At 70.4% G+C, this 12,551-nt stretch carries 12 protein-coding genes; 7 read left to right on the top strand and 5 right to left on the bottom strand.

Features of this window, described 5'->3' with window-relative positions:
* The first annotated feature begins 36 nt into the window (after nt 1-36).
* Together JYK17_RS08145 and JYK17_RS08140 are read left to right on the top strand one after the other, a co-directional pair.
* On the top strand, nt 37-720 hold the full coding sequence (locus tag JYK17_RS08145) for a hypothetical protein (RefSeq protein ID WP_108008935.1): 684 nt from the start codon (nt 37-39) through the stop codon (nt 718-720).
* A gap of 131 nt (nt 721-851) precedes the next feature.
* Nucleotides 852-1,184: a DUF2516 family protein gene (locus tag JYK17_RS08140; protein ID WP_181362397.1), complete on the top strand. Its 333-nt coding sequence runs from the start codon at nt 852-854 to the stop codon at nt 1,182-1,184.
* Between the two features lie 22 nt (nt 1,185-1,206).
* On the opposite strand, the gene JYK17_RS08135 is transcribed toward JYK17_RS08140, so the two are convergent.
* The 3 genes from JYK17_RS08135 to JYK17_RS40435 form a co-directional block, all read right to left on the bottom strand.
* Nucleotides 1,207-2,511, bottom strand: a complete 1,305-nt coding sequence (locus JYK17_RS08135) for a PP2C family protein-serine/threonine phosphatase (RefSeq protein ID WP_108008933.1) — start codon at nt 2,509-2,511, stop codon at nt 1,207-1,209.
* 251 nt (nt 2,512-2,762) lie between these two features.
* Nucleotides 2,763-3,830 (bottom strand): C40 family peptidase, encoded by a 1,068-nt coding sequence (locus JYK17_RS08130; RefSeq protein WP_222810102.1) that lies wholly within the window; start codon nt 3,828-3,830, stop codon nt 2,763-2,765.
* 158 nt (nt 3,831-3,988) lie between these two features.
* Nucleotides 3,989-4,795: a class I SAM-dependent methyltransferase gene (locus tag JYK17_RS40435; RefSeq protein ID WP_234548046.1), complete on the bottom strand. Its 807-nt coding sequence runs from the start codon at nt 4,793-4,795 to the stop codon at nt 3,989-3,991.
* A 511-nt stretch (nt 4,796-5,306) separates the two neighbouring features.
* Between JYK17_RS40435 and mshA the strand changes: the two genes are divergently transcribed.
* The 3 genes from mshA (at nt 5,307) to JYK17_RS08115 (ending at nt 8,948) form a co-directional block, all read left to right on the top strand.
* Nucleotides 5,307-6,644, top strand: coding sequence for a D-inositol-3-phosphate glycosyltransferase (gene mshA, locus JYK17_RS08125; RefSeq protein ID WP_222810101.1), 1,338 nt, complete (start codon nt 5,307-5,309; stop codon nt 6,642-6,644).
* Nucleotides 6,637-7,137, top strand: coding sequence for a type III secretion system chaperone family protein (locus JYK17_RS08120; protein WP_108008929.1), 501 nt, complete (start codon nt 6,637-6,639; stop codon nt 7,135-7,137). The genes mshA and JYK17_RS08120 overlap by 8 nt, the downstream gene beginning before the upstream one ends.
* A 143-nt stretch (nt 7,138-7,280) precedes the next feature.
* Entirely contained in the window at nt 7,281-8,948 is a 1,668-nt protein-coding gene (locus tag JYK17_RS08115) for a glycosyl hydrolase family 28-related protein (RefSeq protein ID WP_108008925.1), read from the top strand.
* Between the two features lie 25 nt (nt 8,949-8,973).
* Here JYK17_RS08115 and JYK17_RS08110 read toward each other — a convergent pair whose 3' ends face one another.
* Nucleotides 8,974-9,774: a helix-turn-helix transcriptional regulator gene (locus JYK17_RS08110; RefSeq protein ID WP_108008923.1), complete on the bottom strand. Its 801-nt coding sequence runs from the start codon at nt 9,772-9,774 to the stop codon at nt 8,974-8,976.
* Between the two features lie 49 nt (nt 9,775-9,823).
* Between JYK17_RS08110 and JYK17_RS08105 the strand changes: the two genes are divergently transcribed.
* Nucleotides 9,824-10,252: a DUF2000 family protein gene (locus JYK17_RS08105; protein ID WP_372464988.1), complete on the top strand. Its 429-nt coding sequence runs from the start codon at nt 9,824-9,826 to the stop codon at nt 10,250-10,252.
* A 58-nt stretch (nt 10,253-10,310) separates the two neighbouring features.
* Here the strand turns inward: JYK17_RS08105 and JYK17_RS08100 are convergent, their stop codons facing one another.
* A complete protein-coding gene (locus tag JYK17_RS08100) occupies nt 10,311-11,570 on the bottom strand; it encodes an MDR family MFS transporter (RefSeq protein WP_222810099.1) in 1,260 nt (419 codons plus the stop codon).
* Between the two features lie 174 nt (nt 11,571-11,744).
* Between JYK17_RS08100 and JYK17_RS08095 the strand changes: the two genes are divergently transcribed.
* Nucleotides 11,745-12,506, top strand: coding sequence for a phosphoglyceromutase (locus tag JYK17_RS08095; protein WP_108008917.1), 762 nt, complete (start codon nt 11,745-11,747; stop codon nt 12,504-12,506).
* The last annotated feature ends 45 nt before the right edge of the window (nt 12,507-12,551 follow it).

The following is a 12,551-nucleotide window of genomic DNA, read 5'->3' as shown; positions in this document are numbered from 1 at the left end:
AACCCTCAGCTCAAAGCAACCGGGAGGACCATCACCATGGCCATCACCGACGACCTCCGCAAGACCCTCAGCGACCCGACGCCGCTCTACTTCGCCGCCGGCACCGCCGACCTGGCCCTCCAGCAGGCCAAGAAGGTGCCCGGCCTCGTGGAGCAGCTGCGCGCCGAGGCCCCGGCCCGTTTCGAGGCGGTCCGCAACACCGACACGAAGGCCGTCCAGGAGAAGGCCCAGGCCCGCGTCAGGGAGACGCAGGCGCGTGTCAAGGAGACGCAGGAGACCCTGCAGGCCAAGGTCACCGACTTCCTCGCCGCCCTCGACGGCGACATCAAGAAGCTCGGCTCCACCCTCGACGCCGACCTGAAGAAGTTCGGCGAGTCGGCCCAGGACTTCGCGCTGCGCGGTGTCGGCGTCGCCGCCGAGTACGCCGTCAAGGCCCGCGAGACCTACGAGAAGGTCGCCGAACACGGCGAGCAGGCCGTGCGGACCTGGCGCGGCGAGGCCGCCGAGGACATCGAGGACCTCGCGGTCGCCGTCGAGCCCAAGGCCGAGCCGGTCCAGGTCAAGACGGAGACCAAGCCCGCCCAGGCCAAGCCCGCCGCCCAGGCGAAGCCCACTGCCGAGGCCAAGGTCGAGCCGGCTCCGGTGAAGAAGCCCGTCGCCAAGAAGGCGCCGGCCCGCAAGACCACCACCGCGAAGAAGACCACGCCGCCCGCGAAGTAACACCAACGGGTGATCGGTAACGGGTCGGGCACTCCTTGGGAGCCCGGCCCGTTCTCCGTGTAACGGTCTGGTGGGAACGGGTACGGTGACCGCGTAGGAACAAGCCGAGTCTGGTGGTGGACGTAGTGCTGATGCAGGGGTTCGCAGGGTTCATGTGGCTGCTGAGCGTGGCCCTGATCCTTTTCAGCGGCTTCGCGCTGATCGACGCCGCCACGCGCCGCGAGGACGCCTATCGCGCGGCCGACAAGAAGACGAAGCCGTTCTGGCTGATCGTCCTCGGGCTCGCCTTCGTGGTGAACCTGATATTCAACATTCTGTCGTTCCTGCCGGTCATCGGCCTCGTCGCCACGATCGTGTACATGGTCGACGTCCGTCCGGCCCTGCGCAGCCTCCCGGGCGGCGGCCGCAGTCGCCGCGGCTCCAGCAGCGACGGCCCGTACGGCCCGTACAACGGCGGCCGCTGAAGTCGAAGCCCACGCGCCCCGCTCAAACGCCCCGACTCAGCATCAACACCGCCACGTCATCCGCCAGCTCGCCCCCATTGAGCTCACGCACCTCGTTCACGGCCTCCCGCAGCAGCCCTTCCCCGCTCAGGCCGGCGGCCATCTGGCGCCGCACCATCTCCGCCATGCCGTCCTGGCCGAGCCGCTCCTTGCCCGGGCCGATCCGGCCCTCGATCAGACCGTCGGTGTAGAGCATCAGGCTCCACTCCCGCCCCAGGTCCACCTGCATCCGCGGCCAGCGAGTGCCCGGCAGCATGCCGAGCGCGGGGCCGTTGTTGTCGTACGGAAGCAGCTGGGCGGGACGGCCCGGTCCGGCGAGCAGCGGGGAGGGGTGCCCGGCCAGGCACAGGCCGGCGCGGCGCCCGTCGGGGGAGATGTCCACCGTGCACAGGGTCGCGAAGATCTCCTCGTCGGAGCGCTCGTGCTCCAGCACCTGCTGCAGCGTGCCCAGCAGCTGGTCGCCGCACAGGCCCGCCAGGGTCAGGGCGCGCCAGGCGATGCGCAGCTCCACGCCGAGTGCCGCCTCGTCCGGGCCGTGCCCGGAGACGTCGCCGATCATGGCGTGGACGGTTCCGTCGGGGGTGCGTACGACGTCGTAGAAGTCCCCGCCGAGCAGTGCGCGCGAGCGGCCGGGGCGGTACTTGGCGGCGAACCGCAGGGACGAGCCCTCCAGCAGCGGCGTCGGCAGCAGCCCGCGCTCCAGGCGGCGGTTCTCCTGGGCGCGTACCCGGCCCTCGGCGAGTCGCCGCTCCGCCGAGTCGGAACGTTTCCTCTCCACCGCGTAGCGGATCGCACGGCTCAGCAGCCGGGCGTCGAGTTCGTCGCGGTGGAGGTAGTCCTGGGCGCCGACCCGTACCGCCTCTGCGCCGCGCTCGGCATCGCCGGACGCGGTGAGCGCGAGCACGGCGTGCCGGGGCGCGAGCTCCAGCACGTGCCGGAGCACGGCGAGCTCGTCCTCGTCGGCGCCGCGGCCCGGAGCCGGCAGCGCGAGGTCCAGCAGGATGCAGTGGACGTCGTCGGTCAGCAGCCGCTCGGCCTCGGTGAGGTTGCGGGCGGTGCGGACGCGGATCGGCCGCCCGGCCGCGTCCTGCAGCTCGGGTACGACCGCTGAGCCGCCGGGATCGTCCTCGATCAGCAGCAGCGTCAGATTGGGGTTGGCGGGGTTGTTGTCGACCTTTGCTTCCTTGCGCGGGGTGTCGTCCTTGGAGGTGCCGCTGGTGGGCGCGACCGGAGCCTGACCACTTTCCGCGGCCGGAATCGCTCTCTGCCGCGGTATGGGTGCGGGCATGGTGTTGAGTTCCTTCCCTCCCCCCGAGGGCATGGCGGACGAGAGATCTCGATCCACCGACGGGGACCATAGCGGGTGCCGGTGCCGTAAAGGAATGGTGTGAGACACGCCGCTTGGAGAGGCGCCAGCGTCATATGCCGCGATCCGTACCGCAGTTGGACACCGGAGGCCGTCAGCGGGAATGACGAAGGTCACGTCCGCCGGGCGTTTGCCGCGGTGTTCGGCGTGCGCCAGGTCACGTGACCTGGCTCTCAGGCGTCGGGGCGCACCACCCCGAGGATCGGCATGGACCCGGCACCGGTGATGGTCACGGTCCGTCCGGGCCGCGGAGCGTGCACGATCGCGCCGTCGCCGATGTACATCCCGACATGGGTGGCGTCATGAAAGTAAATGATCAGATCGCCGGGCCGCATGTCCTTGACGTCCACATGCTTGAGCTGCTTCCACTGCTCCTGCGAGGTCCGCGGAATGGGACGACCGGCATCGGCCCACGCCTGTGAGGTGAGCCCGGAGCAGTCGTACGTCTTCGGTCCCTCCGCGCCCCATTCGTACGGCTTGCCGATCTGGGCGGTGGCGTACGCGACGGCCTTCTTGCCGTCCGCGGAGGCCTTCCCCTTGATCTCGTCGAGGACCCCGGAATCCAGCCAGGCGGTCTGCGCCTTGAGAGCGGCCGCCTCCTCCAGCGCGGCGAGGCGCTCCTTCTCCTTCTTCTCCAGCCGGTCCTGCAGCTTCTCGGCGGCAGCGATCTGCTTCTTGATCCGCTTGCGGGCGGTGTCCTTGGCCTTGCGGTTGGCGTCCAGCTGCTTCCACTGGGCCGAGGCGTCCTTGGCGTACTGCTCCAAGTCCTGCTGGGTGCGGGTCATTTCACCGATCAGCCCTCTTATGGCCCGCTCGCCCTGCAGGGTCCGGCCGGCGCCGTCGAGAAACTGCTGCGGGTTGTCGCTCAGCAGCAGTTGGGCGTCGTCGGGCATCCCGCCCGTCCGATACTGCGCGGCGGCCGCGGACCCGGCCCGCTTCTTCAGCTCGGCCAGCTTCTTCTGCCCTTTGACGATCTTCTTCGCCAACTCGACGATCGCCGCGGACTGCTTCTGGGCCTTCTCCTCAGCCGCGTTGTACGAATCAGTCGCGACGGCGGCGTCGTGGTACAGCCTGTCCAGCTTCTTCCGTACGGCGTCAAGGTCCTTGTCCGGCACGGGAGCGGCGGAAACCGACGGCGAGGGCTCGGGGCTGGCGAACGCCGTGCCCGGGGCCGCCAGCAGGGTGACCGCGCAGACCACGGTCACGGCTGTCGCGATCAGCCCGCGCTTGCCCGCACCCATCCCGTTTCCCCCAACCTGATTTACCGTCAGTAACTTACGGGGGATAGTGCCACGGCGAAGCGCAAAACGACAGAGCACCTAGCAAGTCGGATTTCCCCCACCATGAAGATCACCCCACCCCTGTGACGAACAGCTCGCAGAGATCGTTCCCTCGCAGGTCACCCCGCCGCTGCCCACCCACAAGGCGCCAACGCTCCCCACTCCACCGTCACTTCCCCCTGCCGCCACCGCACCGGCCCATCGACCACCGGCCAGTCCTTCCCCAATTCCCCCACGGCCCGCACCCACCGCTGCCGAGCTCCGTACGAGGCGTACGGCGCCGCCGCAGCCCACGCCCGATCGAAGTCACGTAGAAACGCATGCACGGCTTCCCCGGGCACATTGCGATGGATCAACGCCTTGGGCAGCCGCTCCGCAAGATCGGACGGTCGCTCAAGCGACCCCAACCGCGCCGCGAACGTAACGGTCCGGGGCCCCTCCGCCCCGAGCGCCACCCACACATGCCGCCGCCCGACCTCATCACAGGTCCCCTCAACAACCATCCCCCCAGGCGCAAGCCGCGAGCACAGACGCGACCAAACCCCAGCAACGGCACCTTCCTCATACTGCCGAAGCACATTGGCAGCCCGCACCAACATCAAGGCCCCGCCCACAGGCACCTCAAACCCCCCGTGCACAAACGAAAGCCCGTCCCGCTCATACACCTTGGCGGCAGCCACGCGCTCGGGCTCGATCTCCACCCCCACCACCCGCACCCCGGGCGCCACCCCCCGAAGCCGCCCCAGCAACTCCACAGCAGTCCAAGGCGCAGCCCCAAACCCAAGATCGACAGCCACACAAGAACCCGCCCGCCGCAAAGCAGCCCCATGCGTAGCCACGATCCACCGATCCATCCGCCGCAACCGATTCGGATTGGTGGTCCCACGAGTGACCGCACCCACGGGACGAGCAGCACGGGAGGTCATACGCACGAGGATATGGGGGGTCGCACCTGCGCAACGGCGAGCAGGGGACGTACCGGGGGGTGTCCGCCCGCAGCGGCGGGCGTCCGCCCACAGCACTCCACAAGCAAACAGAACCGCCCGACCGAGGACGGATACCCCCCGGGGCGGCCCCGACCCACGACGAACGAGACAGCGCAACGCGCACCCCCACACACCCGCACAGGCCGCCGCAGGCATTCTGTGCGCACTCCCACAAACCGTTCAGGCCGCCGCAGGCATCGCGCACCCCCACACACCCGCACAGGCCGCCGCAGGCAGCCGCCGCAAGGCAATCCACAACCCGCGCAGGCCGCCGCAGGCACCCCGCCCAAAAACCACCCCCCACGCACCACACCCCCGAACAGTTGACCGACCCCCAGTAATACCTAGGCAAAATCCCCCCACCCCGGAATGGGAACCCACCCCTCCGCTGTTCCTCCCTTGGAGGGCCCCCACCCTCCCCCAGGCATGCCCGCACAAGGAGGACCGCCACGTGAGCCAGTACGTCAGCAGGCTCGGGCGACGCTCCCAGGCAACGCCCCCGCGACTCAGGCTCCACCGCCGCCCCCGCCGCGTAGCCATGCTGTCCGTGCACACCTCCCCCCTGCACCAGCCCGGCACAGGCGACGCCGGCGGCATGAACGTCTACATCGTCGAGCTCGCGCAGCGCCTCGCCGCCATCAACATCGAGGTGGAGATCTTCACCCGCGCCACCGCCGCCGCCCTCCCCCCGACCGTGGAGCTGGCCCCCGGCGTCCTCGTCCGCCACATCGACGCGGGCCCCTACGAGGGCCTCGCCAAGGAGGACCTCCCGGCCCAGCTCTGCGCCTTCACCCACGGCGTGATGCAGGCCTGGGCAGGCCACCGCCCCGGCTACTACGACCTCGTCCACTCCCACTACTGGCTCTCCGGCCACGTGGGCTGGCTCGCCGCCCAGCGCTGGGGCGTCCCCCTCGTGCACGCCATGCACACCATGGCCAAGGTCAAGAACGCCAACCTCGCCGACGGCGACACCCCGGAGCCCGCCGCCCGCGTCATCGGCGAGACCCAGATCGTGGACGCCGCCGACCGCCTCATCGCCAACACCGCCGAAGAGGCCGACGAACTCGTACGCCACTACAGCGCCGACCCCGCCAAGGTCGCCGTCGTCCACCCCGGCGTGAACCTCGGCCGCTTCCGCCCCGCCGACGGCCGCGCGGCGGCCCGCGCCCGCCTCGACCTCCCGCAGGATGCCCTCGTCCCCCTCTTCGCGGGCCGCATCCAGCCCCTCAAGGCCCCCGACATCCTCCTTCGCGCGGTGGCGGCACTCCTCGACGAGCGCCCCGAACTGCGCTCGCGCATCGTGGTCCCCATCGTCGGCGGCCCCAGCGGCAGCGGCCTCGCCAAGCCCGAGGGCCTGCAGAAACTCGCTGCCCGCCTCGGCATCGCCGACGTCGTACGCTTCCGCCCGCCCGTGAACCAGGAGCAGCTTGCGGACTGGTTCCGGGCGGCCTCCGTCCTGGTCATGCCGTCGTACAGCGAGTCCTTCGGCCTCGTCGCCATAGAGGCGCAGGCCGCCGGCACGCCCGTACTGGCGGCGTCCGTCGGCGGGCTCCCGGTGGCCGTCCGCGACGGACGGACCGGAGTCCTCGTACGCGGCCACAACCCCGCCGACTACGCGCGCGCACTCGGCGATTTCGCCGACGATCCGGCCCTCCTCACGCGCATGGGCGGAGAGGCCGCCCGGCATGCGCAGTGCTTCGGCTGGGACACCGCGGCCGCCGCGACGGCGGACGTCTACACGGCCGCGATGCAGGCGCACCGCCGTCGCGTACGCTCCCACCATGGCTGATGCACAGAATGCGGCCCAGGTGATCGAGGGCGTCCTCAAGGACGCCGAGCTCGAATGGGAGAGCCCCGCAGAGGGCAACTACGTCGTGCAGCTCCCGGGAACCCGCAAGCTGAAGACGACCCTCTCCCTCCTCGTCGGCCGCCACTCCCTCTCCTTGAACGCCTTCGTCATCCGCCACCCCGACGAGAACGAACCCGGCGTCCACCGCTGGCTCCTGGAGCGCAACCTCAAGCTGTACGGCGTGAGTTACGCCGTCGACCGGCTCGGCGACATCTACGTCACCGGCAAGCTGCCCCTGTCAGCCATCACCCCCGAAGAGCTCGACCGCCTCCTCGGCCAGGTCCTGGAAGCGGCGGACGGCAGCTTCAACACCCTCCTGGAACTCGGCTTCGCGTCCGCGATCCGCAAGGAGTACGAGTGGCGGGTGTCGCGCGGCGAATCGACCCGCAACCTCGACGCGTTCACGCACCTGACCCAGCGGCCGACTGACTGACGCGACTGTCCCGCCCGATCAACCCCTGCAGGGCTCTTCCCTGCCCCAGGGGCTCCATGCCATGCTCACGACCAACGCACATATGAACGTCGTTCACATCCATGAAAAGCAGCGTGAAGAGCCGCATGGAAAGGGCGTACGGAATGAGCACGGCGCACCACGGCATCACCAGGCGCAGCCTCCTCGTCACCGCCACGGCGGTGGCCGCCGCCGCGGCGACCGGCACGCCCGCACTCGCCACCCCGCGGCACGGCGGCCAAGTCCCCACCCTCTGGCGGGAGTTCACCCGCACGCCGTACACCCACCCGCAGATCCCGTACGTCGGCCGGGCCGGCTTCCGCGGCGGAGCCACCCGCTTCCCCCGGCGCCCCGTCGTGGCGGACGTACGCGACTACGGAGCCGTGGCGGACGGCAGCACCGACTCCGCGCCCGCGATCAACCGTGCCATCGCCGCCGCCGGAAGGGCCGGCGGTGGCACGGTCACCATCCCGCCCGGCACCTTCCGCATCGACGACCTGATCCGGATCGGCTACGACAACGTGGTGCTGCGCGGCGCCGGAAGCGGCCGCACGACCCTCTACGCCACGAAGAACCTCACCGAACTCATCGGCCCCTACGGCTCCCGCTACGGCGGCACCAAGTCGTCCTGGTCCTGGGCGGGCGGTCTCATCTGGCTTGCGCCGAAGGCCCGTTGGGACTCCCTGGTCGCCGCCATCAAGGCGCAGGCCTGGCCCTTCGAGGGCTGGACCGGCAACAAGCGGGACGAGTGGCAGGCGCTGACGGCGATCGAACCGGCCCGCCAGGGCTCCTGGACCATCGAGGTCGCCGACCCCTCCCGCCTGCGCCCAGGCGCCCTGGTCCTGCTCCGCCTCGTCGACGACGCCACTCACACACTCCTGCAGCACATGGCGGGCGGCGGCCCCGGCCCGGCGGCGTACTACTGGGAGGACAAGACCAAGCTCCTGAGCTACGTCCCCCACGAGTGGCCCGTGCGCATCGCCCGCGTCCACGGCCGCACCGTCACCCTGGAGCGCCCGCTCCCGCTGGACGTGCGTCCTGAATGGAACCCTCAACTCACCACCCACGTACGTGAGCTGACGGGCTCCGGCGTGGAGGGCCTCACCCTGCAGGCGATCCCGACCCCGCAGTCCCCGCACCTGCTCGACAAGGGCTACAACGGCGTCGTGCTGCAGTGCACGTACGACTGCTGGGTGGACGACGTCACCGTCCGCGACGTGGACAACGGCTTCGGTCTGGTGGCCGCGTCCGCGTGCACGTTGCGCCGGACCCGGGTCGGCGGACGCGGCGAGCACCACCCGTACTTCTGCCGCGAGGGCTCGCACGACAACCTGATCGAGGACTTCACCATTGAGCAGCGCACGGTCCCGGCGCCCGCCGACACCCAGCTGCACGGCATCAACGTCGAGGGCCTCTCCTCCCACAACGTCTGGTCGCGCGGCGACATGCAGATGGGCACCTTCGACAGCCACCGCGGTCTGCCCTTCGCCAACGTCCGCACCGACATCACGGTGAACAACAACGGCCGCCACGGCGGCGACGCGAGCGCCGGTCCGCTCTTCGGCGCCCGGTTCACGCACTGGAACGTGCGCGTGACCAACGGCAGGGCGGGGCTGGTGAAGATCGACGACCTGGCCCCGTACTCCGCCACCGTCGGCGTCGACGAGGTAAGGGAGTTCGACCAGATCGACGTACCCGACTTCACGGGCGATCTGCACGCACGGCTGGAGCTGTATCCCACGACGGACGCGGTCAGGCCGCGCAACTTGTACGAGGCACAACGGGAGTTGTAGGCCGCCGGGACGCCGGTGGGTGGGGTCAGCCGCGCGCCGTCCGGGAGTAGTGGCCCGGCGTGACCCCCACCAACTTCCGGAAGTGCCGGGTCAGATGGGACTGGTCGAAGAACCCGGTCGCGGAGGCGACCTCGCCCGCGGGCAGGCCGTCGAGCAGCAGGCGGCGGGCGCGGCCGACGCGCCGGGAGTTCAGGTACTGGTGCGGCGCGATGCCGTAGGCGGTGCTGAACGCCCGTACCAGATGGGCGGGATGGGCGTGCACGAGAGCCGCGGCCTCGTCCAGGGTGAGGCCGTCGACGACGTGCTCGTCGAGGAGTTCGCGCAGCCGGCGGGCGAGCGCGGGGTCGGAGCGGGGCGCGTCGGCGACGTCGCGCGGCCGCAGATGGGTGCGCAGCCGCTCCCCGATGAGCGTCAGCCGGCTCTCGGCCTCCAGTTCGTCCCCGGCGTGCGCCAGGGCCGCGTGCAACTGGCCGACGCGGGTCCGCAGCACGGGATCGCGCAGGTCGGGCTGGTCGACGGCGGCGCCGATGAGGTCGTCGGGGATGCGGGTGTCGTCGAGATACAGGACCCGCTTGCGGAAGCCGTGCGGGGTGGCGGGGGAGCCGTTGTGCGGGACGTGCGGCGGTAGCAGCGAGACCGTGTCGTGCGGAGTGCCGTGCTGGTGCCGCTCCAGGTCGTACCGTACGGCCCCGTCGTCCACGATCAGCAGGGTCCACGCCTCGTGGACGTGCATCGGGTAGGCGTACTCGGTGAAGTGGGCGTGGAAGACCTCGACGACGCCGGGTACACGGGGCCGCCAGGCGGAGACTTCCGGCTGCGGGGCCATGCAAAGAACGTACAAGACGCGCGCGGGGTCCGGTCGGCAGTCTCGGTGTATGAGCGACGACACACCCATCCGTTTCGACACCAAGATCGCCGTCCTGCTGCGCGAGGACCTGGAGCCCTGGCAGCGCCTGAACGTCACCGCGTTCCTGGTCAGCGGCCTGGGCTCGCAGATCCCCGAGGTGATCGGCGAGCCCTACGTGGACGCGGACGACGTCCAGTACCTGCCGATGTTCCGCCAGCCCGTGCTGGTCTTCGAGGGCACCAAGGAGACCCTGACGGCGGCCCACCGCCGGGCGCTGTCCCGGGCCCTGCCGCGCTCGCTCTTCACCTCCGACCTGTTCACCACGGGCAACGACCGCGACAACCGGGCGGCGGTGCGGGCCGTCGGCACGGACGACCTGGACCTGGTGGGGCTGGCGGTGTACGGGCCGAAGAACGCGGTGGACAAGGTGATCAAGGGGGCGCGGATGCATCCGTGAGATTTCGGTTCGAGGGTGCACCCGTGAGGCTGCAGTTCGAGGGTGCATCCATGGGGTCTCAGCCCGCGGTGACCTCCGCCGCCCCGGTGGTGGTGGCGGGCACCGCGGTGGCCGTCGGCGCCGCGGGCAGGCGCCGCATCAGGACGCCGTACCCGGCCGCCGCCACCGTGCCGACCACCGCGCACAGCCCCCACAGCCACTCGGCCCCGAAGCGGTCGATGACGAGGCCGGACATCAGGGGAGCGATCAGCGCGGCGAGGGACCAGGACAGGGTGTACATGCCCTGGTAGCGGCCGCGTCCGTGCACCGGGGAGAGCCGGACGACCAGGCTCGTCTGCGTCGGCGCGTTGACGATCTCGGCGAGTGTCCACACGCACACGGTGAGCGCGAAGAGGCCGACCGACCCGGCGAAGGCGGTGAGCCCGAAGCCGTAGCCCGCCAGGACCGACGAGACGACGAGGAGCCGTCGCGGGTCCCGCTTCTCGATGAACCGGGTGACGGGGATCTGCAGCGCGACGATGAGGACGCCGTTGACGGCGATCGCCATGCCGTAGTCGGCGGGGGTGAACCCGGCCTTGCCCATCGCGACCGGAAGCCCGACCGCGCCCTGCTGGAAGACGACGGCGACGAGGAAGGACAGGCCGACGACGCCCATGTAGCGCCCGTCGCGCAGCACGGTCCCGAGCCCGACCTCGTCCGCGGCCTTGTCGGTCGCCGTCCGCTGCGGCCGCGACTCGGGCAGCTTCAGGAACACCACGACGGCGCACAGGGTCGTCATGCCGGCCTCGATCAGGAACCCGGCGCGATAGCTGACCTCGGCGATGAAGCCGGCGGCCGTGGAGGAGACGGCGAAGCCGAGGTTGATGGCCCAGTAGTTCAGGGAGAAGGCGCGCACCCGGTCCTCGGGCCGCACGATGTCGGCCATCATCGCCTGCACGGCGGGCCGCGAGGCGTTCGACGCCATGCCCACCAGGAACGCGACCGCGGCGATGGCGACCGGGCCCTGCATGAAGCCGAGCAGTGCGACCGAGGCGGCGGTGGAGGACTGGGCGATCAGCAGGGTGGGCCGTCTGCCGAGCCGGTCGGTCATCACGCCGCCCCCCAGCGAGGAGACGACGCCGCCGAGGCCGTAGAGGGAGGCGACGAGGCCGGCGTAGGAGGCGGAGTATCCGCGGTCGACCGTCAGATACAGGGCCATGAAGGTGGCGACGAAGGCGCCGAGCCGGTTGACGAGGGTGCTCGTCCACAGCCACCAGAACGCGCGGGGGAGCCCCGAGACGCTCTCCCGGGCGGCACGTCTCAGACCGGCGATGGCCATGTATCTCCCCCACGACGAAGAACGCACGCACGCGCGCATGTAAGTGCCCTACTGGGCACGCACACCTTACGAATTCGTCGCCGCCGTCGGCCACTCAATTAACGGATCCAGTCAACTGTCCGGCTGATGGGCGGGCCTGCTGTGGGGCCGAATGCGTGGATTACGCTCTGAGGCATGGCCGACGCACCGTACAAGCTGATTTTGCTCCGCCACGGCGAGAGCGAGTGGAACGCGAAGAACCTGTTCACCGGCTGGGTGGACGTCAACCTCAACGAGAAGGGCGAGAAGGAGGCGGTCCGCGGCGGTGAGCTGCTCAAGGACGCCGGCCTGCTGCCCGACGTGGTCCACACCTCCCTCCAGAAGCGCGCCATCCGCACGGCGCAGCTCGGTCTGGAGGCAGCCGACCGCCACTGGATCCCGGTCCACCGCAGCTGGCGCCTGAACGAGCGCCACTACGGCGCCCTCCAGGGCAAGGACAAGGCGCAGACCCTCGCGGAGTTCGGCGAGGAGCAGTTCATGCTGTGGCGCCGCTCGTACGACACCCCGCCGCCCCCGCTCGAGGACGGCGCGGAGTTCTCCCAGTCGGACGACCCGCGCTACGCCTCCATCCCGCCGGAGCTGCGCCCGCGCACGGAGTGCCTCAAGGACGTGGTGCACCGCATGCTCCCGTACTGGTACGACGGCATCGTCCCCGACCTGCTGGCCGGCCGCACGGTCCTGGTCGCCGCCCACGGCAACAGCCTCCGCGCCCTGGTCAAGCACCTGGACGGCATCTCGGACGCCGACATCGCGGGCCTGAACATCCCGACCGGCATCCCCCTGTACTACGAGCTCAACGCCGACTTCAAGCCGGTCACCCCGGGCGGCAAGTACCTCGATCCGGATGCGGCAGCGGCGGCGATCGAGGCGGTCAAGAACCAAGGGAAGAAGAAGTAGCGTTCCGCGCCCGCCGTGACCGAGGGACCCCGGTGTCGCCACCGG

Origin of the sequence: Streptomyces plumbidurans, assembly GCF_019857225.1 — a bacterium.
Lineage (GTDB): Bacteria > Actinomycetota > Actinomycetes > Streptomycetales > Streptomycetaceae > Streptomyces > Streptomyces plumbidurans.
Note: the sequence above shows the minus strand (reverse complement) of the source record. Positions and strands in the feature narration are given on the sequence as shown.

Bases quoted from the DNA above. Each gene is read 5' to 3' on its own strand.
- JYK17_RS08145 (WP_108008935.1), top strand. From the start codon at position 37: ATGGCCATCACCGACGACCTCCGCAAGACCCTCAGCGACCCGACGCCG.
- JYK17_RS08140 (WP_181362397.1), top strand. From the start codon at position 852: ATGCAGGGGTTCGCAGGGTTCATGTGGCTGCTGAGCGTGGCCCTGATC.
- JYK17_RS08135 (WP_108008933.1), bottom strand. From the start codon at position 2,511: ATGCCCGCACCCATACCGCGGCAGAGAGCGATTCCGGCCGCGGAAAGT.
- JYK17_RS08130 (WP_222810102.1), bottom strand. From the start codon at position 3,830: ATGGGTGCGGGCAAGCGCGGGCTGATCGCGACAGCCGTGACCGTGGTC.
- JYK17_RS40435 (WP_234548046.1), bottom strand. From the start codon at position 4,795: ATGACCTCCCGTGCTGCTCGTCCCGTGGGTGCGGTCACTCGTGGGACC.
- JYK17_RS08120 (WP_108008929.1), top strand. From the start codon at position 6,637: ATGGCTGATGCACAGAATGCGGCCCAGGTGATCGAGGGCGTCCTCAAG.
- JYK17_RS08115 (WP_108008925.1), top strand. From the start codon at position 7,281: ATGAGCACGGCGCACCACGGCATCACCAGGCGCAGCCTCCTCGTCACC.
- JYK17_RS08110 (WP_108008923.1), bottom strand. From the start codon at position 9,774: ATGGCCCCGCAGCCGGAAGTCTCCGCCTGGCGGCCCCGTGTACCCGGC.
- JYK17_RS08105 (WP_372464988.1), top strand. From the start codon at position 9,824: ATGAGCGACGACACACCCATCCGTTTCGACACCAAGATCGCCGTCCTG.
- JYK17_RS08100 (WP_222810099.1), bottom strand. From the start codon at position 11,570: ATGGCCATCGCCGGTCTGAGACGTGCCGCCCGGGAGAGCGTCTCGGGG.
- JYK17_RS08095 (WP_108008917.1), top strand. From the start codon at position 11,745: ATGGCCGACGCACCGTACAAGCTGATTTTGCTCCGCCACGGCGAGAGC.